Genomic DNA, 22923 nt, shown 5'->3' with positions numbered 1-22923 from the left:
TTTTAAATTGACCCGGGTCAATTCATCAAAGATAAGCTAGGTTTGTTGACGTGCCGCACAAAGAGCCACTGCAGAGTCGATAAAAAGAGTTTTTGCAGGCGCTGCTGGAGTGGCTGAGTGTGATTTAGATCGATGATTGTGATGACGCAGGGGCTGTTGTATCAGGCTGTTGCAACACATTGCGGGTACTTAGACGGACTGCTAAGCAGAGGCTTTACTGTGAGAGATAAAAGGGTGCAGTTTTAAGAGGCTGAGTGCAGATATCGACGTTTTAAGCAGGCCGTTACAGCGGCTGCATGAGCCCGCTGTAACTTAGGATTTCGATGGATTATGTGGTCGAACTGTAACGGCGCACACCGGTCATCGGTAAGCTGCTGTGCGCGGCAACCGTACCTGGTGTGGCAAAAGCCACGAGGTGATCGGCTGCGACTTCAATGCCTACATTCTCACCAAGAAAGTGATCAATATGGCTGGTAAAAATCGCTTCTAATTGGTTGCCAGTCGGCAGTTCTAAACGATACAGAGTCGCTGCGCCTAAAAAGGTTTTACCAATAATGATGGCCCTGAGCGGGCTCTCTGGCGAGTCGATAATGTCATCTGGACGCAGTAATACATCGACAGTGCTGCCCGCAGGCCAGTTGTAGGCACGGTTACCGCGGATTACGCCAAGTTCAGTTTGTACGCTGTCATTGGTGAGCATTTGCCCACGAATAAAGTAGCCTTGACCGACAAAGCTGGCAACAAAGGGCGTCAATGGTTCGTGGTAGAGATTAAAAGGTGAGTCCCATTGTTCGAGACGGCCTTTATTAAACACACCAATACTATCGCTCATGGCAAAGGCTTCTTCTTGGTCATGGGTGACCAAAATTGCACTGGTGCCACGGTGTTTAAGGATGTCGCGAACTTCTTGGCTTAAACGGCGGCGCAGTTCGCCATCCAAGTTAGAAAAAGGTTCATCGAGCAACAGCAAGCGCGGTTCAGGGGCCAAGGCACGGGCTAAAGCCACGCGTTGTTGCTGACCGCCGGACAGTTCATGGGGATAGCGTTTACCCAGATCGCCGAGCTTGACCAATTCCAATAGTTCTTGGGTAATACGCTCCACATTGGGGTGTTTGCGAATGCCAAAGGCAATGTTCTTCTCAACACTCAGATGGGGAAACAGTGCGTAATCTTGGAACACCATACCAATGCGGCGTTTTTCTGGGGCTAAAGTAAATTTCGGTCGTGAAATCACCTCACCAGCCAAAGTGATTGAGCCTTTTAAAATAGGTTCAAAGCCGGCAATAGCGCGCAGAGTGGTGGTCTTGCCGCAGCCGGAAGGACCGAGCAGGCAGCCAATGTCACCGCTATTAAGGTGCAGATTTAACTGCTGCACTATCGGTTGATCGGCATAGCCACAACTGAGATCAGTGAGACTTAATAACAACCCGTTCTTATCCATGTTGGTACAGCGCTGGATTGATTAAAAACTCAAGCAAGGCTTTTTGCGCATGCAAACGGTTTTCAGCTTGTTGCCACACCACTGCACGGGGATCATCGAGCACATCCAAACTGACTTCCTCGCCACGGTGCGCAGGCAAACAGTGCATCAGCAGTACATCATCGGCAGCCAAGTCGAGTAGCTCTTTGCTGACTTGGAAGGGACGAAACTCGGCCATGCGCGCTTGCGCTTGATCTTCTTGGCCCATCGACGCCCACACATCAGTGCTGATCAAGTGAGCACCTTGCACCGCTTGCTGCGGATCATCAGTAATACTGACACGCTGACCCGCACACGCCACTAATTGCGGGTCAGGTTCATAGCCTTTAGGGCAAGCAATGCGTAAGTTAAAGTCAAACTGCACCGCAGCTTCGATATAGGAGTTGCACATATTATTGCCATCACCGATCCACACCGCGGTTTTGCCTTGAATCGCACCGCGTAGCTCAGTAAAGGTTTGCAGGTCAGCAAGTAACTGGCAAGGGTGTAAATCATCGGATAAACCGTTGATCACTGGCACCGTTGCGTGCTTAGCAAACTCCGTCAAAGTGGCATGGGCAAAGGTGCGGATCATCACCGCGTCAAGCATGCTCGACATCACAATGGATGAGTCAGCCAGTGGCTCACCGCGGCCCAGTTGGGTGTCACGCGGTGATAAAAAAATCGAATGACCACCTAGGTGAAACATGCCTGCTTCAAAAGACAGGCGGGTGCGCGTTGAAGCTTTTTCAAAAATCATCCCCAAGACGCGGCCTTTAAGAGTTTCCTGCGCTTGTCCGGTTTGGCGCTGGCGCTTGAGTTCAATGGCGCGCTGGATGATCAGCTGTAATTCTGTAGGAGAGCAATCCGTTAGTGACAAGAAGTGTCTAACGCTCATATTTTATAACCTTGATGAATGCTGAGGTATGCAAGTGCGGCATAAAAAACAGTAAAACCGCTACGGCTAAATAACATAAGCCCCGAATCTTATAAGGTAAAGGGGGCTCTGTGCAAACGCTGGCAAGCCTGCGCCTAGTAATCATACTTGGTGAGCCTGCTGGCTCGCTGTGAAAATAGCGCAATCGCGCTGAATTGGCTTAGATAAAGTCAATTGCTTGATTTGAGTTAATCTAAAGCAGAGCGTAACGCTAGGTTTTAGGCTAGAATACGCGCCAGGTGCCCAGCAATGAATGGGCGTAATGACTAAAATATGTGTCGAGGTGGATTGTGGATATCATCGAAACGATTAAAGAGCAGATCGAAAACAACGCGATTTTGCTGTACATGAAAGGTTCTCCAAACGCGCCGCAGTGTGGTTTCTCGCAGCGTGCGACCCAGGCTTTGATGGCCTGTGGCGAAAAATTTGCTTATGTTGATATTCTTGCAAATCCAGACATCCGTGCCAACTTGCCTGCGTATGCAAACTGGCCGACCTTCCCACAGTTATGGGTAGACGGCGAGTTAGTCGGTGGTTGCGATATCATCACTGAGATGCATGAAAGTGGCGAGTTGGAAAAAATCGTTAAAGCTGCAGCGGCAAAAGTACAAGCTTAAACAGTACTCGGCAGTCTTAGACTGCGCGCCGGCTGAAGCAAAAAGCCCCTACTCAGAGATCTGGATAGGGGCTTTTTTATTGCCTGTGAACTGTGCGTTAGCAGTTAAGCGCTGTTACGCATCGCTTCAGTATTGCTCGTGGCATTAGCGCTGGCACGGTTTAGGGCGCTGAAGAACGCACGAATGCTAGCCGTGGTGATATTGCTATCAATACCGACACCAAATACTGGGCGTTGGCCTGGTAAGCGCAGCTCAATATAGGCTGCAGCTTTAGCATTACTGCCGCTGCCAATTGCGTGCTCGTTGTAATCCATGATCTCCACGGCAACAGGCAAACTAGCCACCAAGGCTTCCAGTGGACCATTGCCACAACCGCTCCAGCTTTTAAACACGCCGTCAGCAGAGACTTCCGTGGTTAATGTGCAAATGCCGTCTTCTTCTTGTAAACGATGCTTCTGCAGGGCGTATGGGCTTAAGGCCTGCAAATACTCGCTGTCTAGTAAGGTGTAAATTTGCGCAGCCGATACTTCCAAGCCTGAGCGGTCGGTTTCCGCTTTAATCACTTGGCTAAACTCAATCTGCATACGGCGTGGCAATTGAATGCCGTATTCCTGCTCCAGCAAATAAGTGACGCCGCCTTTACCTGATTGGCTGTTGACGCGGATCACTGCCTCGTAGTCGCGGCCAATGTCAGCCGGATCAATGGGCAGGTAAGGGACTTCCCAAATACCGTCGACGTCGCGTTGGGCAAAGCCTTTGCGAATGGCATCTTGGTGCGAGCCGGAAAATGCAGTATGCACTAAGTCTCCCGCATAGGGATGGCGCGGGTGTACGGGCAGTTGATTGCATTCTTCGACAACTTTACGCACCGCATCAATATCAGAAAAGTCCAACTTTGGATCAACGCCATGGGTGTACATATTTAAGGCTAAGGTGACTAAGTCAACGTTACCAGTGCGCTCACCATTGCCAAACAAGCAACCTTCAACACGATCAGCGCCGGCCAATAAGCCTAATTCGCTTGCAGCCACGCCAGTGCCTCGGTCGTTATGGGTGTGCAGGCTAATGATCACGTGCTCGCGGTAATCAATATTGCGCGCAAACCATTCAATTTGGTCGGCATAGACATTGGGTGTGGCAACTTCGACTGTGGCAGGCAAATTCAAAATCACTTTGTTATCAGCGTTGGGTTGCCATACATCCAACACCGCATTGCACACTTCAACGGCAAACGGAGTTTCCGTGGCGCTGAAGGTTTCTGGTGAATATTCAAAGGTCCATTGGGTTTCCGGTTGCATGGCCGCGTATTTTTGAAACAATTGTGCTGCATGCACGGCGATGGCTTTTACACCGGCTTTGTCTTGGTTGAAGACAATGCGACGGAACGCAGGTGAAACCGCGTTGTACATGTGGACAATGGCTTTAGGTGCGCCTTTTAATGATTCAAAAGTGCGCGCAATCAAGTCTTCACGAGCTTGGGTTAGCACCTGAATCGTGGTGTCCTCAGGAATATGTCCGTCTTCGATCAACAAGCGCACAAAGTCGAAATCGGTTTGCGAGGCAGACGGGAAGGCCACTTCAATTTCTTTCACGCCAACCGCCACTAAGGTTTTAAAGAAGCGCAGTTTTTTTTCAGGGCTCATTGGCTCGATCAGCGACTGGTTACCATCACGTAAATCCGAACTGCACCAAATGGGCGCATGGGTGATGGTTTTGTTTGGCCAGGTACGATCCGGTAAATTCAATACAGGATAGGCGCGGTATTTAGTGGCTGGGTTACTCAACATGGGCATAAGTTGATCCTTAATCGAAGTCAATGAAATACAACATGGCTTTAGCGCATACTCTGTGTGGTTATTTGCTCAATAGGGCGCGCGATACTGCATGTGGGCTGGAGTAAATCTATGTTTGCAGGTTTTTTATTGCAAGTAATGTTTTTAAATTGGTAGAAGTCATCTTTTAGGTGTTTTTTATTGAGTTTTTTTGGCTTTATTTTTGTTTTTTTAGGTTTTTGTTGCTTTGAGTTTTTCTGCGACAGACTGCCACGCTAATTCTGCGCTGATTTATGTGATCATTTATCAGCGATAGTTTTTACTCGGATATGGATGAAAACAATGGAGTATCGGGATTGATTCAGCGAGGGCGTAATCACGGCATAGCGATTTGGCTTGGCTTATTTGCCATGCTGATGATCCATGTCGGCCCGCTTATTTCCGGTACTCAAGCATTAATCGAGATGGATGCAGCAGTTGTCCATTCTGCATCTTCTCTGCACGAGCGGGCCACGCCCGCGATAATGCATTTACCCTTAGCGTCAAATACAGAGCATCACCAGCACTCTAATATGCCGCTTGCCGAGACCGTTCATGCAAGCGAGCACGCCGAGCATGCTGTTGATTACCACGCGCTCATGGGGCATCAACCGGCGCCTGCTGGCACCCCGCAATGGTTGGCTAATTTAGAAATGTGTGGCTACTGTGACTTATTAACAGTCAGCCCGCCTTTGCTGTTAGCGCTATTGCTGGCGCTGCCTGTGGTGCCGCCAGTGCAGTGGTTAGCTGTACTGCCTGCGCCACCAAGACCATTACCCGCTGTACACAGCCTGCGCCATCCGCGCGCACCACCGGTCCATTTGTTTACTTAAATCAAGCGGGTAACACGCCCGTGACTTAATTTAAATAAATGATGGATGCCAATATGTATACCAATCGTATTCGAGGCGTTGCTACGTCGCGTCAAGACAATGCTTTCAAGTTGAAGCCGTTGTCGCAGGGCTTAGCGGTGGCACATGCCGCTCTGCTGGGCTTTGCAATCTGCGTGCCGCTGCAAGCCAGTGCTGCCGATGAGCAAGAGGCTGCACAGTTAGCGCCGATGGTGATCACCGGTGTGGCGCAGCAGTCGCCGATTAAAGTTGTCACTGATCCGCGTATTCCACGCCAGCCGGTACCGGCCAGCGATGCGGCCGATTATCTGAAAACTATTCCAGGTTTCTCTGCCGTGCGTAGCGGTGGCGTTAACAGTGATCCAGTGTTTCGTGGGATGTTTGGCTCGCGGATTAAACTGCTGACCAATGGCGGTGAAATGCTCGGTGCGTGCCCCAGTCGTATGGACTCGCCTAGCTCGTATATCAGCCCTGAAACTTACGATAAGTTGACTGTGATTAAAGGGCCGCAAAGTGTCCTTTGGGGGCCTGGTGCATCAGCGGCGACGGTTTTGTTTGAGCGCGAGCCGGAAAACTTTGAAGAGCCCGATTACCGTTTAAACAGTAGTGTTCTAGTCGGCTCTAATCGTCGTTTTGATCGCAGCATCGATGGTGCGGTGGGCAGTCGTGAAGGGTATGCGCGGGTGATAGCGAATGCTTCCAAGGCACATGACTACAATGATGGTAATGGCGATCGCGTGCCGTCACGTTGGAATAAGTGGAATACCGACCTGATTTTAGGCTGGACGCCAACTGACGATACCTTGTTGGAGCTGACCGCAGGTACCGGTGATGGTGAATCGCGTTACGCAGGCCGTGGTATGGATGGCACACAGTTTGATCGGGAAAGTTTAGGTTTGCGCTTTAAACAAACCAATTTGACCGATACGTGGACTGCCTTAGAAGCGCAGGTGTATTACAACTACGCTGATCATGTGATGGACAACTACAAGCTGCGTACGCCAAATCCCAATGATGTGATGATGCCCATGCGCTCGCCTATGGCCAGTGCGGTTGATCGCCGTACTTTGGGTACTCGAATCAGCGGTACTTGGCAGTGGGATGCTGTCGAAGTGGTCGCTGGTGTTGATGCGCAGAAAAATGAACACCGTGCTCGCAAAGGGCCGGGCGATAGCTACAAGAATATGGCTTGGGCCAAAGATGCTGAATTTAAGCAGTATGGTCTGTTCAGTGAGCTAAGCTGGAATGTGGCCGATGGCGAGCGTTTGATTAGTGGCGTACGTGTCGACCGCGCTTCAGCCACCGATACCCGTGCTCAGCTCTGTAATATGATGGGTATGGCTTGTCGAGCTAATCCAACCGCTGATAAAGAGCGCAATGAAACATTACCCAGTGGTTTTGTGCGTTATGAGCACGATATGCAGGCAATTCCAGCGACGACTTACATTGGTTTAGGTCATAGTCAGCGTATGCCAGATTACTGGGAGCTCTTTTCGGCCACCAGCCAAGTCGGTAACCCGACTGCCTTCGCATCAACCAATCCAGAAAAAACCACGCAAGTGGATTTTGGTATTCAGTACAGCCGAGGCGCTGCTGAATTGTGGGCGTCTGGTTATGTCGGGCAGGTGCGTGATTACATCATGTTCAGTTTTAAGCCGGGCATGAACCCGAATCACACTATTTCTGAAGTTGATAATATCGATGCTCGGATTATGGGCGCTGAATTAGGTGGCTCGCACCGTTTTGCACCTCATTGGAAAGCTGATCTGAGCTTGGCGTATGCCTATGGCAAGAACAGTTCTGATGGTCGTGCGATGCCGCAAATTCCACCTTTGGAAGCACGCTTTGGCTTGAGTTATGAGCAAGGCGATTTCAGTAGTGCCGCCTTATGGCGCGTGGTAGCTGCACAAAACCGTATAGATGATCGTGAGCGTGGCCGCGGCAACGTCGTCGGTAAAGACTTTGGCCCAAGCTCAGGCTTTGGCGTGTTCTCTTTGAACAGTGCTTACCGCTTAAGTCAGAACTGGAAAGTCAGTGCAGGTGTGGACAACCTGTTTGACAAAAACTACAGCGAGCACTTAAACCTAGCTGGTAACGCAGGCTTTGGTTACACCGATAACGCCACGCGTGTTAACGAGTCAGGTCGTACCTGGTGGACACGGGTCGATATGAGCTTTTAAACACGCTGAAAGTGGTCAATGCCTAGCGTTGATCGCTGCTGTAAAGCGGTCGTTATCAGCCACAAGTGCGCGAACAGTGGTATAGGGACATACGGGCAGCACTGGATGCGCCAAGTGGCAATGCCGACTGAGAATTTACAGCAATAAACAGAAAAGGGCTTGCGTCGACGCTGGACACGTCAGGCTCAAGCCCTTTTTAAATGCTAATGATTAATGGCTAAAAAAATCAACAAAAAAACGGCACAAGCAATGGGCTTGTACCGTATTTAAGTCTGTTACGCAGCAGTGTATGAGTTAGCGGGCGCGGTAAGTGATGCGACCTTTGCTTAAATCATACGGCGTGATTTCAACGCGAACTTTATCGCCGGTTAAAATGCGAATATAGTTTTTGCGCATTTTTCCAGAAATATGCGCAGTAACGACGTGCCCATTTTCTAACTCCACACGGAACATGGTGTTAGGCAGGGTGTCGACGACAGTGCCTTCCATTTCGAAGCTGTCTTCTTTCGACATGCAGTAAAATCCTCAAAATACAATAAAAAACCTGACGCTTAAAACACATTCAGGCAAAAGCGGCGGGTATTATGCCGTATTAAGTCAGAAAAGGCCAAATATCGATTGGTAATAATATTATGAGCTGAGACCTGCTCGTTGTTTGCTCAGCAATCTATGCAGGAAGCGGCTGCCATTCTTCATCAATAAAGCCTTCCAGGGGCTGGTATTGAGTTTTGTAACTCATCTTTTGGCATTCTTTAATCCAGTAGCCCAGATAGAGATAGGGCAAGTCCAGTCGCAAGCTTTCTTGGATCTGCCATAAAATTGCATAGCGACCAAGGCTGCGGCGCTTGTCATCAGGATCAAAAAACGTATACATCGCGGATAAACCAGTGGGCAGCACGTCAGTCGCAGCCACGGCGAGCAATTGCCCGTTTAAACGAAACTCGTAAAAGCGTGCAAAAGCTAAATCAGAGGTTAAAAAGCTTTGAAATTGCTCAATGGACGGCGGGTACATGTCGCCGTCAGCATGACGTTGCTCAATGTAGCGTTGGTACAGCGCATAATGCTCAGGGCTAAAATCAGTGCCAACCAGTTGCACTGTCAGGTCTTGATTGCGGCGAATGATTTTCTGCTGAGCGGCTGACGCAGTAAAAGCGTGCACGGGAATACGTACCGATACGCAAGCGTTGCAGTCAATGCAGTGTGGGCGATAGACATGTGTCGCGCTGCGGCGAAAGCCTTGTGCAATAAGCTGGCTGTATAAGTCTGCGGTGACGGGTTCGGCGGGGTCAATAAAAATTGAACCGGCGCTACGCTGCTCTAAATAGCTGCAAGGGTGCTCTTGGGCAAGATAGAGCTGTAAGGTTTTCATAGCGCAAGGGTGCTCGTAGTAATCGCAGGCGTGAGCCATTGCATGTCGGTATTTATGTCTAAATGCTGAGTTAAATATTCAGAGAACTCGCTGCGGCGAATGCTTTCTGCGCCGAGACTGATTAAGTGTGCGGTTGGCATTTGACAGTCAATCAGCACAAAGCCAGCTGCTTTGAGCGCGCTGACCAAGGTCACAAAGCCGACTTTAGAGGCGTTACTGGTACGACTGAACATTGACTCGCCAAAAAACAGCTGGCCAATAGCAATGCCGTACAAGCCGCCAACCAATTGATCCTGTTGCCAAACTTCCACCGAGTGGGCGTACCCTTGTGCATGCAGGGCAAAATAGGCGGCTTGCATCTCGCTGGTAATCCAAGTGCCATCTTCATCTTTGCGTGGTTCGGAGCAGGCATGGATCACATCGGTAAAGTTGCGGTCAAAGGTCACGCTAAACAGATCGCTGCGTAAAACCTTGCGTAAACTGCGCGATATATGCAGATTATTCGGCAATAAGACCGTACGCGGATCAGGTGACCACCAGAGCAATGGCTGGCCATCCTGATACCAAGGGAAGCAACCATGGCGATAGGCTGCCACTAAACGCGCAGCGGATAAGTCGCCGCCAGCTGCCAGTAAACCATTGGGTTCGCGTAGCGCTTTGTGCAGTGGTGGAAACTTTAGAGAGGCGCGATTGAGCCAAGTAATCATAAAAACCTTTATAGGGCAGCAGAGCGCTAATAAACGAAAATGTACATAATTAATCTGCTATTAAGATAGGCTAATTTGACGAAAAATTCATGCGTAGAGCGAATGCAGCACAGTCTCAATGGCTAAAGATGAAATAACCCGCTTAAATCCGTACAATGGCGCGTTGTTGAATGTTTTTTGTGATTCTATTTTTTTGATGAGCCTTAATGTAGCAAGGCCGTGCAGGACGCTTTTTTGAAGAACCCAACACAAACTCAAACCTCGGATAAACATACTTGGCAGGAACAGGCTCAATTACGCTTGAAAGAAGGCGTGCTGATCCTCTTGGCCGTGCTGTGTATTTATTTATGGATGGTGTTATTGACCTTTGATGTCAATGACCCAGGCTTTACGCAGAGCATCAGCCAGCAAGACACAGCCAACAATGCCGGTGGGCAGATTGGTGCTTGGATTGCTGATGTATTATTTAGCGTGTTGGGCTATTTTGCTTGGCTGTTTCCTTTAGTGTTGATGCTTAAGACAGTTTTGGTTTTCCAGAACCGCTACCAGCCAATGGTTTGGAATGGCTGGTTGTTTGCACTGCGTGCATTTGGTTTTATTTTATTGCTGTGTTCCGGTGCTGCGCTGACCCATGTGCATTTTCCGTTACCTGAAATTACTCCGAAGAACTTTAATATCCTTGGCGAAACCTTGGGTGAAGCCTTAACTGCTGTGCTGAATATCGAAGGAGCAACCCTGTTATTGCTGGCCTGCTTCTTGTTTGGCTTGACGGTCTATGCCAATTTTTCTTGGTTTAAGGTTATGGAAGGTGTGGGAGCGCTGACTTTACGGGCTGCTGAGGCAGTGAAGTCGTTCGTACAGAAAGTCTGGGACAACGCGCAAACCCGCAAACAAACCAAACTCAAACTGCGTGAAGTTGATGAGCAAGTCAGCCAAGTCACCGGCTCTTTGCGTGCCGATAAGGTCGAGCAAGCGCGTGTGCGTGATCGTGTATTAAAACGCGATGAAGCCTTGGCGCAACATGTCAGCGCCCGCGAAGGCCGTCGTGAACCAGTGATTGCCGCACCGAGTGCCGCGCAAGCAGCACCTGCGCCGAGCAAACGTGTGCAGAAAGAAAAACAAGCACCACTGTTTGTCGACAGCGCGATTGAAGGTACTTTGCCGCCATTAGCTTTGCTGGATAAAGCTGAAAAGAAAAAACCAAGTTATTCCGCAGAGTCACTGCAGGCCATGTCGCGCTTGTTAGAGATCAAGCTGAAAGAGTTCGGTGTAGAAGTGCAGGTTGACTCGGTGCATCCAGGCCCTGTGGTCACGCGCTTTGAAATACTTTTGGCGCCAGGGGTAAAAGTCAGCCGCATTACTAACTTAGCCAAAGACTTGGCCCGTTCTTTAGCGATGATCAGTGTGCGAGTGGTGGAAGTGATTCCAGGGAAAACCACAGTGGGCATTGAGATTCCTAACGAAGATCGGCAAATTGTTCGCTTCTCCGAAGTGCTAGAAACGACCGATTTTGATGAAGCTAAATCCTGCGTCACCATTGCGTTGGGGCATGATATTGGTGGTCATCCAGTGATTGCAGATTTGGCAAAAATGCCGCACTTGCTGGTAGCAGGTACCACGGGTTCAGGTAAGTCGGTTGGTGTTAACGCGATGATTCTATCGGTGTTGTTTAAGTCCACACCGGAAGAAGCACGCTTGATTATGATTGACCCGAAAATGCTTGAATTGTCGATCTATGAAGGCATTCCGCATTTGTTATGCCCAGTCGTCACCGATATGAAAGAAGCCTCCAATGCGCTGCGTTGGTGTGTGGCAGAAATGGAACGTCGCTATAAGCTGATGTCAGCGATGGGCGTGCGTAACTTGGCGGGTTTTAATCGTAAAGTTAAAGACGCGCAAGAAGCCGGTACACCATTAGAAGACCCATTGTTCCGTCGTGAAAACATTGATGATGAAGTACCGCATTTAAGCAAGTTACCGACCATTGTCGTGGTGGTCGATGAGTTTGCCGACATGATTATGGTGGTCGGTAAGAAAGTTGAAGAGCTGATTGCACGTATTGCGCAAAAAGCCCGAGCGGCAGGGATTCACTTGATTCTTGCGACTCAGCGTCCATCGGTGGATGTGATTACTGGTTTGATTAAAGCCAATATTCCGACCCGTATTGCTTTCCAAGTGTCGAGTAAAATTGACTCACGCACCATTCTTGATCAAGGCGGCGCTGAGCAACTGTTAGGCCATGGTGACATGTTGTATTTACCACCTGGCACCAGTTTGCCGATTCGTGTGCACGGCGCTTTCGTTTCTGACGAAGAAGTACACCGTGTCGTGGATGCATGGAAGCTGCGCGGCGCACCCAACTACATCGAAGAGATTCTGGCGGGCGTTGAAGAAACTGGAAGCGGTTTTGATGGCGGTGATGGCGACAGCAGCAACGAAGATGATCCCCTTTACGATGAAGCGGTTAACTTTGTAACGGAAACGCGCCGTGCTTCCATTTCTTCGGTACAGCGCAAATTTAAAGTCGGTTATAACCGTGCTGCACGCATGGTTGAGGCTATGGAAATGGCGGGCGTGGTATCCGCAGCAGCGCACAATGGTTCACGTGAAGTGATTGCGCCACCACCACGGCGTGATTAAGTAACAGTGCTTGTTAATCGCTTTACTGTGGTTAATCAGTAAAGCGTCACCTTTAAGCCCAGATAAAAGAGAGTATCGATGCGCACAATGTATAAAGGTTTTTTAGGCTTGATCAGCAACGTGATGCTCAGTGCCGCACTGTTGCTGCCTGTTTCGATCGCTCAGGCAGATGACGGTGAGCAACAACGCGCGGCCAATAAACTCAGTGAGTTACTCAGTCATACACAAACCATTACCGGTACCTTTTCACAACTGACTTTGGATTCCACTGGCACTCAGTTGCAAGAGGCATCAGGACAGATGGTGTTGCAGCGCCCTGGTTTGTTTCGCTGGCACACGGATCCACCATTGGAGCAGCTATTGATTTCTAATGGTGAGAAAGTTTGGTTGTATGACCCAGACTTACTGCAAGTGACTGTGCAGAAAATGGATCAGCGCTTAACCCATACGCCAGCCTTATTACTGTCTGGTGATGTGTCGAAAATCAGTGAAAATTTCAGTATCACTTATAAAGAAGGTGGTCCGGTAATTGATTTTATTTTAACGCCAACCGCGAAAGATACTCTGTTTGATACGCTGCGTTTATCCTTCCGCAATGGCGTAATCAATGACATGCAGCTGCTCGATGCCGTTGGTCAGCGCACTAATATTTTGTTTATGGGCGTTAAAGTTAATGAGCCGGTGGATGCCAGTCAGTTTGTCTTTGATGCACCGGCAGGGGTTGATGTCATCGAGGATGGGGAGTAACAGTGCAACTGTTTAGCAGTGAGCCGGTTGCCCAACCATTGGCTGCGCGTTTGCGTGCCAATACTTTAGATGAGTATGTCGGTCAGCAGCATATTCTAGCTGTGGGCAAGCCCCTGCGCGAAGCCTTGCAGCAAGGCGCTTTGCACTCGATGATTTTTTGGGGTCCGCCAGGGGTGGGCAAAACCACTCTGGCACGCTTGCTGGCGCAGGTCAGTGATGCGCATTTTATTACCCTGTCGGCGGTGTTGTCAGGGGTGAAAGAAATTCGCGAAGCGGTGCAAGAAGCCAAGCAGCAGTCGGCGCAATACAGTCGCCGTACCATCTTATTTGTCGATGAGGTGCACCGCTTTAATAAAGGTCAGCAAGATGCGTTTTTGCCTTATGTGGAAGACGGCACCTTTATTTTTATTGGCGCTACCACCGAAAATCCCTCTTTTGAACTCAATAACGCTTTGTTGTCGCGGGCACGTGTCTATGTCTTAAAAAGCTTAGATGACCAAGCCTTGGAGCTGCTGCTGGCGCGTGCTTTAAGTGATCCGCGGGGGCTGGGTGAGCGCTCATTATCAATTGAGCCGCAAGCGCAGGAGTTGTTAATCCGCGCGGCCGATGGTGATGGTCGACGTTTGCTCAATCTGCTGGAAAATGCAGCTGATTTACTGGAAGACGGCGACTGCATCGACGTTGATCTGTTAGGTGATATTCTCGGCGATAGCATGCGCCGCTTTGATAAAGGCGGTGAGGCGTTTTACGATCAGATTTCTGCGTTGCACAAATCGGTGCGTGGTTCTAACCCTGATGCCGCTTTATATTGGTACACGCGCATGCTCGATGGTGGTTGCGACCCGCTGTACATCGCTCGCCGTGTCGTACGTATGGCCAGTGAAGACATCGGTAATGCTGATCCGCGTGCGCTGACCTTGTGTTTGTCGGCGTGGGATGTGCAAGAGCGTTTGGGCAGCCCTGAAGGCGAGTTGGCCGTGGCGCAAGCCATTACTTATTTAGCCTGTGCGCCGAAAAGTAATGCGGTCTACATGGCGTATAAAGCCGCGCGCCAAGATGCACAGAACTTTGGCTCATTGGAAGTGCCGCTGCACTTGCGTAATGCACCGACCAAGCTTATGAAACAGTTAGGCTACGGCGATGAATACCGCTATGCCCACGATGAGCCAGATGCCTTTGCGGCGGGAGAGGATTACTTTCCCGAAGCCTTAGCGCCGCGTCAGTATTATCAACCGCCGGCGCGCGGCTTAGAAATTAAAATTGGTGAGAAGCTCCAGCATCTGAAAAACTTAGATCAAGCCAGTTCACGCCAGCGTCGAGAGCCACAATGATGAACTTTGTAATGGTCGCGCTAGGTGGCGCTCTGGGGAGTGTTCTGCGTTACAGTGCCGGCTTTGGCGTGGCTCATATTTGGCCGCAGCATCTGTACATTGCCACTGTTTTGGTTAATATCCTCGGCTGTTTTTTAATCGGCTGCGCTTTTTCATGGTTTCTGCTGCGCCCGGATGTCTCTGGCATGACAACTTTATTGTTAATGACCGGTTTTCTAGGTGGATTTACCACGTTTTCAACCTTTTCATTGGATGCGCTACGCCTGCTTAATGATGGGCAGCCAGTGCAAGCGTTACTCTATATGGGCGTGACCTTAGTCGGTGGTTTACTCGCCACTTGGCTGGGGATGGCCTTGATTAAATTTTCTTTGTAAGAACGGATACCCTTATGCTTGATTCGAAATTGTTACGCACACAACCTCAAGACATAGCCGAGCGTTTAGCGCTGCGTGGTTTTGTTTTAGATGTAGCAGGTTTAGAAACCTTGGAAGCGCAGCGCAAAGAGGTGCAAACTCGCACCGAGCAATTGCAAGCTGAGCGTAACAGTCGTTCCAAATCGATTGGTCAAGCTAAAGCCCGTGGTGAAGATATTGCGCCGTTGTTAGCGCAAGTCGATCAACTGGGCGGTGAATTGGAAGCGGGTAAGCGTGAGTTGGAAGCGATTCAGATCAAGCTTGATGCCATTGCTCTGAATATTCCCAATCTACCAGACGCCTCTGTGCCACAAGGCGCGAGTGAAGATGACAACGTGGAAGTGAGTCGTTGGGGTACGCCGCGTAGCTTTGATTTTGCGGTTCAGGATCATGTGGCACTCGGTGAAAACATCAAGGGCTTGGATTTTGAAGCAGCGTCGAAATTATCCGGTGCGCGCTTTGCGGTGATGCGTGGTGGTATCGCGCGCATGCACCGTGCTTTGGCGCAGTTTATGCTTGATTTACACACCTCTGAGCACGGTTATGAAGAAATGTATACGCCGTACTTAGTGCAAGCATCGGCGTTGCAGGGCACTGGACAGTTACCGAAGTTTTCTGAAGATTTATTCCGCATTGAGCGTGAGGATCAAACGCCTTTATATTTGATTCCAACAGCTGAAGTATCGTTGACCAATACTGTGGCCGATGAGATTTTAGATGCGGCGCAATTGCCAATGAAAATGGTTGCACACAGCCCATGTTTCCGCAGTGAAGCCGGCGCTTCAGGTCGCGATACGCGCGGCATGATCCGTCAGCATCAGTTTGATAAAGTTGAGCTGGTACAGATTGTTAACCCTGAAACTTCGTTTGCCGCTTTAGAAGAGTTGACTGGGCATGCAGAAAAAGTTCTGCAAGCGCTTGAGCTTCCATATCGCAAGATGGCTTTATGCACTGGCGATATGGGTTTTGGCGCGAGCAAAACGTATGACTTAGAAGTTTGGATACCGAGTCAGGATAAATACCGTGAAATTTCTTCCTGCTCAAATTGCACTGATTTCCAAGCGCGCCGAATGCAAACCCGTTTCCGTAATCCAGAAACGGGTAAAACTGAGTTGGTACATACACTCAACGGTTCAGGTTTAGCGGTAGGTCGCACCTTAGTTGCGGTACTGGAAAACAATCAGCAAGCCGATGGCAGTATCACTGTACCGGCAGTATTACGTCCGTATATGGCGGGTGTTGAAGTCATTCGTTAAGCAGGTGCTACGGATGCGCTATTTTGCCGTAGTGCGCGGCTAAACAATAAAAGCGACTTGGCTGAGGTTAAGTCGCTTTTTTGTTTTTGTGCGGCAAGCTTGATTGCAAGCAATGCAAAATATAGCGCTAGCTTTTATAAAGAGTGCATCGGTGGCTTGTGCTGCAGCGTTTAGACGTTATGCATGTTTTGCCACTATTAATGATTTGCATAAGGGTATTGCCATGGATTACTTGCCGTTATTTCATAAGCTGCAAGGACGCGTTGTGCTGTTGGTGGGCGGTGGTGAGATGGCCTTACGCAAGGCGCGTCTATTGTTGGAAACAGGTGCAACGCTACGCGTGGTTGCGCCCTTGGTTAGTGATGAATTGCAATCTTTGCTAGCTGCTAAGCAAGGGCAATGCTTGCTGCGCGAATATCAAACAGCCGATATGCAAGATTGCTGTCTGGTGCTGGCAACCACCAATCAGCCGGCAGTCAATGCGGCGATTGCTGAGCAAGCTAAAGCGCAGGGGATTCCTGTGTATGCGGTCGGCGCACTAGAATTATCCAGTATTATTTTCCCGGCCATTGTTGATCGTTCGCCTTTGATTATTGCTGTCTCAACCGCTGGACATGCGCCAGTGTTAGCGCGTTTAGCGCGGGCTAAAATCGAAACTTGGTTGCCGGCAAGTTATGGGCGGTTGGCAGGACTGGCTGCTAAGTTTCGTGATCAAGTGAAAACCCTTTTGCCTCATGTACAGCCGCGCCGAGCGTTCTGGGAGGATGTTTTCCAAGGTCAAATTGCTGAGCATGTGTTTGCTGGGCGTGATCAAGAGGCTGAGCTGTTACTGACAGAGAAAATCAATGGCGCACAGAATCAGGTGGTTGGTGAAGTGTATTTGGTCGGGGCCGGTCCCGGTGATCCAGATTTACTCACCTTCAAAGCGCTGCGCTTAATGCAGCAAGCGGATGTGGTGCTGTATGACCGTTTGGTGGCTCCGGCAATTCTGGAGCTGTGCCGGCGGGATGCTGATCGTATGTATGTGGGTAAGCAAGCGTCAAATCACAGTGTGCCGCAAGATCAAATCAATTTGAAACTGGTTGAGTTGGCCCAGCAAGGTAAGCGCGTGGTGCGCCTGAAGGGCGGTGATCCGTTTATATTTGGTCGTGGTGGCGAAGAGATTGAGGAGTTGGCGGCGCAGCATATTCCGTTTCAAGTGGTGCCAGGGATTACCGCGGCGTCAGGTTGTTCGGCGTATGCGGGGATTCCGTTAACTCATCGTGATTATGCACAGTCGGTGCGTTTTGTTACCGGCCATCCTAAACACGGTGTGTTGGATTTGCCTTGGTCCGAGTTGGTTTCAACAACGCAAACGGTGGTGTTTTATATGGGCTTAGGTTGTTTGCCTGATATTTGTCAGCAGTTGATAGCTCATGGTCGTGCAGCGCAAACGCCGATTGCTTTGGTGGAGAATGGTACTACTGCTAAGCAGCGGGTGTTTGCTGGGACTTTAGCTACGATTAATCAGCAGGTCAGTGAGTTTGCGGTGCAGAGTCCAAGTTTGATTATTGTCGGAGAAGTCGTGGCGCTACGTGAGAAGCTGAATTGGTTTGCTGGCGCACAGTCGTTTGGGAGCGCAGGCGGCTCGCCTGCATAGCTGCTTGGAACTGCAATAGAGCAAACCCTGTAGATGATCAACGAGTGCTTCGGGGCGGGTGTGGTGAGCGAGCCAAGGATGGCGAGCGCCGGAGTTGAACCCAGGACGGGTTCATCGACGGATTAACACTTACCCCGAAGTACGACATGCACTAAATTATCGTTTCTAAATAAAGCCAAACATCCAAAACGATATGCGCACGCCGTACCTTGTTAGTATCGCTTTTCCCACAGCGGGTCATCCTGACCCGATTCGGGGTTACGCCATCCCTGGCTTCGCTAGTCGCGACACCAACAAGATACTCATTGATCCTAGGTGTTGTTTGCGAGCTTGGCGCATGACGCTTTTAAAACAGTGGCGCAGGCTGAAGGCATTAGGAAAGCGACTAAATGCAGCAGATTACATAGAAAATACCGTTTTGCCCTGCGCTTTTTGTTGATCTGGGTTTAAACTGCTGCATTGGATCGGTATGCGCAAGCAGAGTTGCTGCGAGTACTATAAAATACCGCACATCCAGTAAATATTTTACCAACCATTTTTTACCTAACAGGATTTTATCCAGGAGAGCAGGCATGTCCATTCAAGAGGCGCAGGTCAGTCGCGCTGATTTTGATCAAGTTATGGTCCCAAACTATGCACCCGCTGGCTTCGTTCCAGTGCGCGGCGCAGGATCGCGACTCTGGGATCAAAGTGGACGCGAACTGATTGACCTGTCTGGTGGCATTGCAGTGAATGGTTTAGGCCACTGCCACCCTGCGCTGGTTGAGGCATTAACAACTCAAGCACACAAACTTTGGCATGTTTCCAACGTATTTACCAATGAGCCAGCGCTGCGTTTAGCACGTAAACTGACTGCAGCGACTTTTGCTGATCGCGTATTTTTCAGTAACTCTGGTGCCGAGGCCAATGAAGCCGCGTTGAAACTGGCACGTAGAGTCGCGCATGATCGTTTTGGTGAAGATAAATACGAAATTATTTCCGCGCTAAACAGCTTTCACGGCCGTACCGTATTCACCGTCAATGTTGGTGGGCAACCAAAGTACTCTGAAGGCTTTGGCCCGCGACCAGCAGGCATCACCCATGTGCAATATAATGATCTAGCCGCCATGGAGGCGACGATCTCAGAACGAACGTGCGCCGTGATTTTAGAGCCGATTCAAGGTGAAAGCGGTGTATTACCCGCTGAGCAAGCTTATCTTGAAGGCGTGCGAGCACTCTGTGATAAATACAATGCACTGCTGATTTTTGATGAAGTGCAATCAGGGATGGGCCGTAGTGGTAAGTTGTTTGCCCACGAGCACTACGGCGTTACCCCAGATATACTGACCACCGCTAAAAGTTTGGGCGGCGGTTTTCCTATTTCCGCGATGCTCACTACCAGTGACTACGCTGCGCATTTAGCAGTGGGTACGCATGGCACCACCTTTGGTGGTAATCCACTGGCGTGCGCGGTGGGTGAAGCCGTACTGGATATTATTAACACCCCTGCCGTGCTCGATGGTGTGCTCGCTAAAGGTGAATATTTACGCGCAAAACTGCGTGCATTGGGCGAGAAGTACAACCTTTTTGAGTTGGTACGTGGCAAAGGCTTACTGGTCGGTGCTGTGCTGAATCAAGCTTATAAAGGTAAAGCTGGGGCATTAATGGCAGCGGCTGAACGAGCTGATCTGCTGGTGTTGGTGGCCGGTCCTGATGTGATACGTTTTGCTCCGAGCTTAGTGATTGAACACGCTGATTTGGATGAAGGATTGGTGCGTTTTGAGCGTGCAGTCATCGAGTTTGTCAGCCAAACCCCGGCATAACTCATTTTTATTTGGCGCGCAGTGCTGCAATGCAGACACTGCGCGCTTATTTGTTTTTCTAATTTAGGTAATACACAGCATGAACACAGATTTACAGTTGCTTCTGGAAAATGATGATGGCGAACAAACATCAGCTTCTTGCACGCGTTTTGCGGTGATTTGGCAGGGCAAAGAAATTTGGGTGCAAACAGCCGGTAATGGTCAATTGCTAATTGGTGTTGATGTAGAAGAGGGCGACACCGAGTACGCCAACCTTTTGCTACGCCCTTTAGCCACCAACTTAGTCAGCTTGCAGTTAGAGATGGAGCCGGCTGATCCAGCGGATCTACTTGAAGATGAGCATGTGCACACTGATGAGTGCAATCACTGATCCTGCAGGCAGCTACCGCTACTAAACGCTGCAGTAAGTGAGCATCATCGCTATAATGCACACTTTTAGTCGCTTACTCGGCTGTATTTATTACGCATGACCGTTATTTAATTGTGGAAGAATATATGAAAAGCGCAGAAATCCGTGAAGCCTTCCTTCGCTTCTTTGAAGAAAAGGGTCATACCCGCGTAGCCTCCAGCTCATTGATCCCAGCCAATGACCCAACGCTATTATTTACCAATGCGGGCATGAATCAGTTTAAAGACTGCTTCTTGGGTTTAGAAAAACGCGCCTACACACGTGCGGTCAGTAGTCAAAAATGCGTGCGTGCTGGCGGTAAGCACAACGACCTAGAAAACGTCGGTTATACCGCACGTCATCACACTTTCTTTGAAATGCTGGGTAACTTTAGCTTTGGTGATTACTTTAAGCGTGATGCGATTCATTATGCGTGGGAGTTTTTGACCTCACAGCAGTGGCTCAATCTGCCTAAAGAAAAGCTCTGGGTCACCGTCTATGCGACTGATGATGAAGCGTACGATATCTGGGTTAAAGAAGTCGGTATTCCCACTGAGCGCATGATTCGTATCGGCGATAACGGCGGTGCGCCTTATGCTTCGGATAACTTCTGGGCGATGGGCGATACCGGTCCGTGCGGCCCGTGTTCAGAGATCTTCTTTGACCATGGCGAGCACATTTGGGGCGGCCCTCCAGGTTCTCCAGAAGAAGACGGTGACCGTTATATCGAAATTTGGAATAACGTCTTTATGCAGTTCAACCGCACGGCTGACGGTGTGATGCATCCATTGCCAGCGCCTAGTGTGGATACGGGCATGGGCCTTGAACGTATCAGTGCGGTACTACAACACGTTAATTCTAACTATGAAATTGACTTGTTCCAGCACCTACTCAGCGCCGTCGCTAAAGCAGTGGGTTGCGAGAACAATGACAATCCATCGCTGAAAGTGATTGCCGATCATATTCGCTCCTGCAGCTTTTTAATTGCTGATGGCGTGGTGCCGTCCAATGATGGCCGTGGTTATGTGCTGCGCCGGATTATTCGTCGCGCCTGTCGTCATGGTAATAAGCTCGGTGCCACGGACAGTTTCTTCTACAAGATTGTTGCCGCACTGGCAGACGAAATGGGTGAAGCATTCCCAGAGTTGAAGCAGCAGCAAGCGCACATCGAGCGTATTTTAAAAACCGAAGAAGAGCAGTTCGCGAAAACCCTAGAGCAGGGCTTGCGTATTCTTGAGCAAGATTTAGCCCATCTCGAAGGCGATGTGATCCCTGGGTCTGTGGTGTTCAAACTGTATGACACCTACGGTTTTCCAATGGACTTAACCGCTGATATCGCCCGTGAACGCGAGTTGACGGTGGACGAGGAAGGCTTTGAGCGGGAAATGCAGGCGCAGCGTGAGCGTGCGCGTTCGGCCAGTTCCTTTGCTATCGACTATAACGCGCTCGTCAAAATTGACGGCGAAACTGAATTTTTGGGTTATCAGGCGCATCAATCCGACGCGAAGATTCTGATGATTCTTAAAGAGGGTGCCAGCGTTGAGCGCGCTTTAGAAGGCGATCAAGTGGTTATTGTCTTAGATCGCACGCCTTTTTATGCCGAGTCCGGTGGTCAGGTGGGTGATTGTGGTTATTTAACCGCAGATAACCTACGCATTGAAATTACCGATACTACGAAAAGCGGTCATGCATTCTTGCACCACGGCGCTATTACGCAAGGCGCTGTGCAGATTGGCGATACGCTGTCGGCGCAAGTGGATGATCAAGTACGTCATGCCACCGCGTTAAATCACTCAGCGACGCATTTATTACACGCTGCGCTGCGCGAGATTTTAGGTGAGCATGTGCAGCAAAAAGGCTCGCTGGTCGATAGCCAGCGTTTGCGTTTTGACTTCAGCCACTTTGAAGCAGTCACCGCCAAGCAAATCAAAGCTTTAGAAGAGCGCGTCAATCAAGAAATTCGTAACAATACGCTTGTGTGCACTGAAGTCACGGATATTGAAACGGCCAAAGAAAAAGGCGCAATGGCCTTGTTTGGCGAAAAATACGGCGATGAAGTGCGCGTGCTGAGTATGGCTGATGGTTTCTCGGTGGAGCTCTGCGGTGGTATTCATGCTGAGCGTACCGGTGATATTGGTCTGTTTAAAATCACCAGCGAAGGCGGCGTGGCAGCGGGTGTGCGTCGTATCGAAGCGGTCACTGGTGTTGCCGCGTGGAATTGGCTGAACGGTGCCGAAGAGCAACTTAAGCAAGCAATGAGCTTGGTTAAAGGGACCCGTGACAACGTTTTGGACAAGCTGCAAGCCTTGCTGGATCAGCAGCGCAGCTTAGAGAAAGAAGTTGAGCAGCTCAAAGCTAAAGCTGCGAGTGCTGCGGGCAGTGATCTGGCCTCTGCAGCGGTTGAAGTCAATGGCGTTAAGGTCTTATCTGCACGTCTTGATGGTGTTGAAGGTAAAGACTTATTGGTGTTGATGGATCAGCTTAAAAACAAGCTGGGCAGCGCAGTGATTTTACTCGGTGGTGTGCACAGTGAGCGCATCGTCTTAGTGGCTGGCGTGACCAAAGACCTCACCGGTCAATTCAAGGCGGGCGACTTAATGAAACAGGCGACAGCAGTGGTTGGCGGTAAGGGCGGTGGTCGCCCCGATATGGCGCAGGGCAGTGGTGTTGAACTGGCTAAGCTCGATGCTGCTTTGGCGGTTACCGCAGAGTATGTGGCCAGTAAAAGCTAAGCCTTGAGTCAATTAAGAGTTATCCAGCACCGAATGACGTGTGC

Annotated in this window: 18 protein-coding genes; 12 read left to right on the top strand and 6 right to left on the bottom strand. The window is 49.8% G+C overall.

The window, feature by feature from the left end; translation table 11 throughout:
- Positions 1-328 precede the first annotated feature (328 nt).
- Positions 329-1441 (bottom strand): ABC transporter ATP-binding protein, encoded by a 1113-nt coding sequence (locus tag H591_RS0103460; protein WP_022965552.1) that lies wholly within the window; start codon positions 1439-1441, stop codon positions 329-331.
- The gene (gene argF / locus H591_RS0103455) at positions 1434-2357 is read right to left on the bottom strand and encodes an ornithine carbamoyltransferase (protein WP_022965551.1); all 924 of its coding nucleotides are present in this window, start codon (positions 2355-2357) and stop codon (positions 1434-1436) included. The genes H591_RS0103460 and argF overlap by 8 nt, the downstream gene beginning before the upstream one ends.
- 329 nt (positions 2358-2686) lie before the next feature.
- On the opposite strand from argF, the gene grxD reads away from it, so the two are divergent.
- Positions 2687-3013 carry a Grx4 family monothiol glutaredoxin gene (grxD, locus tag H591_RS0103450; protein ID WP_022965550.1) on the top strand — a complete coding sequence of 109 codons (327 nt, stop codon included), beginning with the start codon at positions 2687-2689 and terminating at the stop codon, positions 3011-3013.
- A gap of 104 nt (positions 3014-3117) precedes the next feature.
- On the opposite strand, the gene leuA is transcribed toward grxD, so the two are convergent.
- Positions 3118-4806: a 2-isopropylmalate synthase gene (leuA, locus tag H591_RS0103445; protein ID WP_022965549.1), complete on the bottom strand. Its 1689-nt coding sequence runs from the start codon at positions 4804-4806 to the stop codon at positions 3118-3120.
- A gap of 335 nt (positions 4807-5141) precedes the next feature.
- Here leuA and H591_RS16045 point away from each other — a divergent pair, with 335 nt between their 5' ends.
- On the top strand, positions 5142-5657 hold the full coding sequence (locus tag H591_RS16045; RefSeq protein ID WP_022965548.1) for a DUF2946 family protein: 516 nt from the start codon (positions 5142-5144) through the stop codon (positions 5655-5657).
- A gap of 53 nt (positions 5658-5710) precedes the next feature.
- Positions 5711-7855, top strand: a complete 2145-nt coding sequence (locus tag H591_RS0103435) for a TonB-dependent copper receptor (RefSeq protein WP_022965547.1) — start codon at positions 5711-5713, stop codon at positions 7853-7855.
- A 294-nt stretch (positions 7856-8149) separates the two neighbouring features.
- Here H591_RS0103435 and infA read toward each other — a convergent pair whose 3' ends face one another.
- The 3 genes from infA to aat all read right to left on the bottom strand — a co-directional run bounded on the left by infA (position 8150) and on the right by aat (position 9931).
- Positions 8150-8368, bottom strand: a complete 219-nt coding sequence (gene infA, locus H591_RS0103430) for a translation initiation factor IF-1 (protein WP_022965546.1) — start codon at positions 8366-8368, stop codon at positions 8150-8152.
- A gap of 154 nt (positions 8369-8522) precedes the next feature.
- A complete protein-coding gene (locus H591_RS0103425) occupies positions 8523-9224 on the bottom strand; it encodes an arginyltransferase (RefSeq protein WP_022965545.1) in 702 nt (233 codons plus the stop codon).
- Entirely contained in the window at positions 9221-9931 is a 711-nt protein-coding gene (gene aat, locus H591_RS0103420; protein WP_022965544.1) for a leucyl/phenylalanyl-tRNA--protein transferase, read from the bottom strand. Before aat ends, H591_RS0103425 begins: the two co-directional genes overlap by 4 nt.
- A 234-nt stretch (positions 9932-10165) precedes the next feature.
- On the opposite strand from aat, the gene H591_RS0103415 reads away from it, so the two are divergent.
- The 9 genes from H591_RS0103415 to alaS all read left to right on the top strand — a co-directional run bounded on the left by H591_RS0103415 (position 10166) and on the right by alaS (position 22879).
- On the top strand, positions 10166-12571 hold the full coding sequence (locus H591_RS0103415) for a DNA translocase FtsK (RefSeq protein WP_084702578.1): 2406 nt from the start codon (positions 10166-10168) through the stop codon (positions 12569-12571).
- Between the two features lie 87 nt (positions 12572-12658).
- The gene (gene lolA / locus H591_RS0103410; protein WP_028244143.1) at positions 12659-13318 is read left to right on the top strand and encodes an outer membrane lipoprotein chaperone LolA; all 660 of its coding nucleotides are present in this window, start codon (positions 12659-12661) and stop codon (positions 13316-13318) included.
- A gap of 2 nt (positions 13319-13320) precedes the next feature.
- The gene (locus tag H591_RS0103405) at positions 13321-14649 is read left to right on the top strand and encodes a replication-associated recombination protein A (protein ID WP_022965541.1); all 1329 of its coding nucleotides are present in this window, start codon (positions 13321-13323) and stop codon (positions 14647-14649) included.
- Positions 14646-15023 carry a fluoride efflux transporter CrcB gene (crcB, locus tag H591_RS0103400; RefSeq protein WP_028244142.1) on the top strand — a complete coding sequence of 126 codons (378 nt, stop codon included), beginning with the start codon at positions 14646-14648 and terminating at the stop codon, positions 15021-15023. The genes H591_RS0103405 and crcB overlap by 4 nt, the downstream gene beginning before the upstream one ends.
- 14 nt (positions 15024-15037) lie before the next feature.
- The gene (serS, locus tag H591_RS0103395) at positions 15038-16318 is read left to right on the top strand and encodes a serine--tRNA ligase (protein ID WP_022965539.1); all 1281 of its coding nucleotides are present in this window, start codon (positions 15038-15040) and stop codon (positions 16316-16318) included.
- 223 nt (positions 16319-16541) lie between these two features.
- Positions 16542-17957 carry a siroheme synthase CysG gene (gene cysG / locus H591_RS0103390; RefSeq protein WP_028244141.1) on the top strand — a complete coding sequence of 472 codons (1416 nt, stop codon included), beginning with the start codon at positions 16542-16544 and terminating at the stop codon, positions 17955-17957.
- 572 nt (positions 17958-18529) lie between these two features.
- A complete protein-coding gene (locus tag H591_RS0103380; protein ID WP_022965536.1) occupies positions 18530-19759 on the top strand; it encodes an aspartate aminotransferase family protein in 1230 nt (409 codons plus the stop codon).
- Positions 19760-19838: 79 nt separating this feature from the next.
- A complete protein-coding gene (locus H591_RS0103375) occupies positions 19839-20129 on the top strand; it encodes a hypothetical protein (RefSeq protein WP_022965535.1) in 291 nt (96 codons plus the stop codon).
- 125 nt (positions 20130-20254) lie between these two features.
- Positions 20255-22879 carry an alanine--tRNA ligase gene (gene alaS, locus H591_RS0103370; protein ID WP_022965534.1) on the top strand — a complete coding sequence of 875 codons (2625 nt, stop codon included), beginning with the start codon at positions 20255-20257 and terminating at the stop codon, positions 22877-22879.
- Positions 22880-22923 lie beyond the last annotated feature (44 nt).

It is taken from the genome of Denitrificimonas caeni DSM 24390 (assembly GCF_000421765.1).
GTDB lineage: Bacteria > Pseudomonadota > Gammaproteobacteria > Pseudomonadales > Pseudomonadaceae > Denitrificimonas > Denitrificimonas caeni.
Note: the sequence above shows the minus strand (reverse complement) of the source record. Positions and strands in the feature narration are given on the sequence as shown.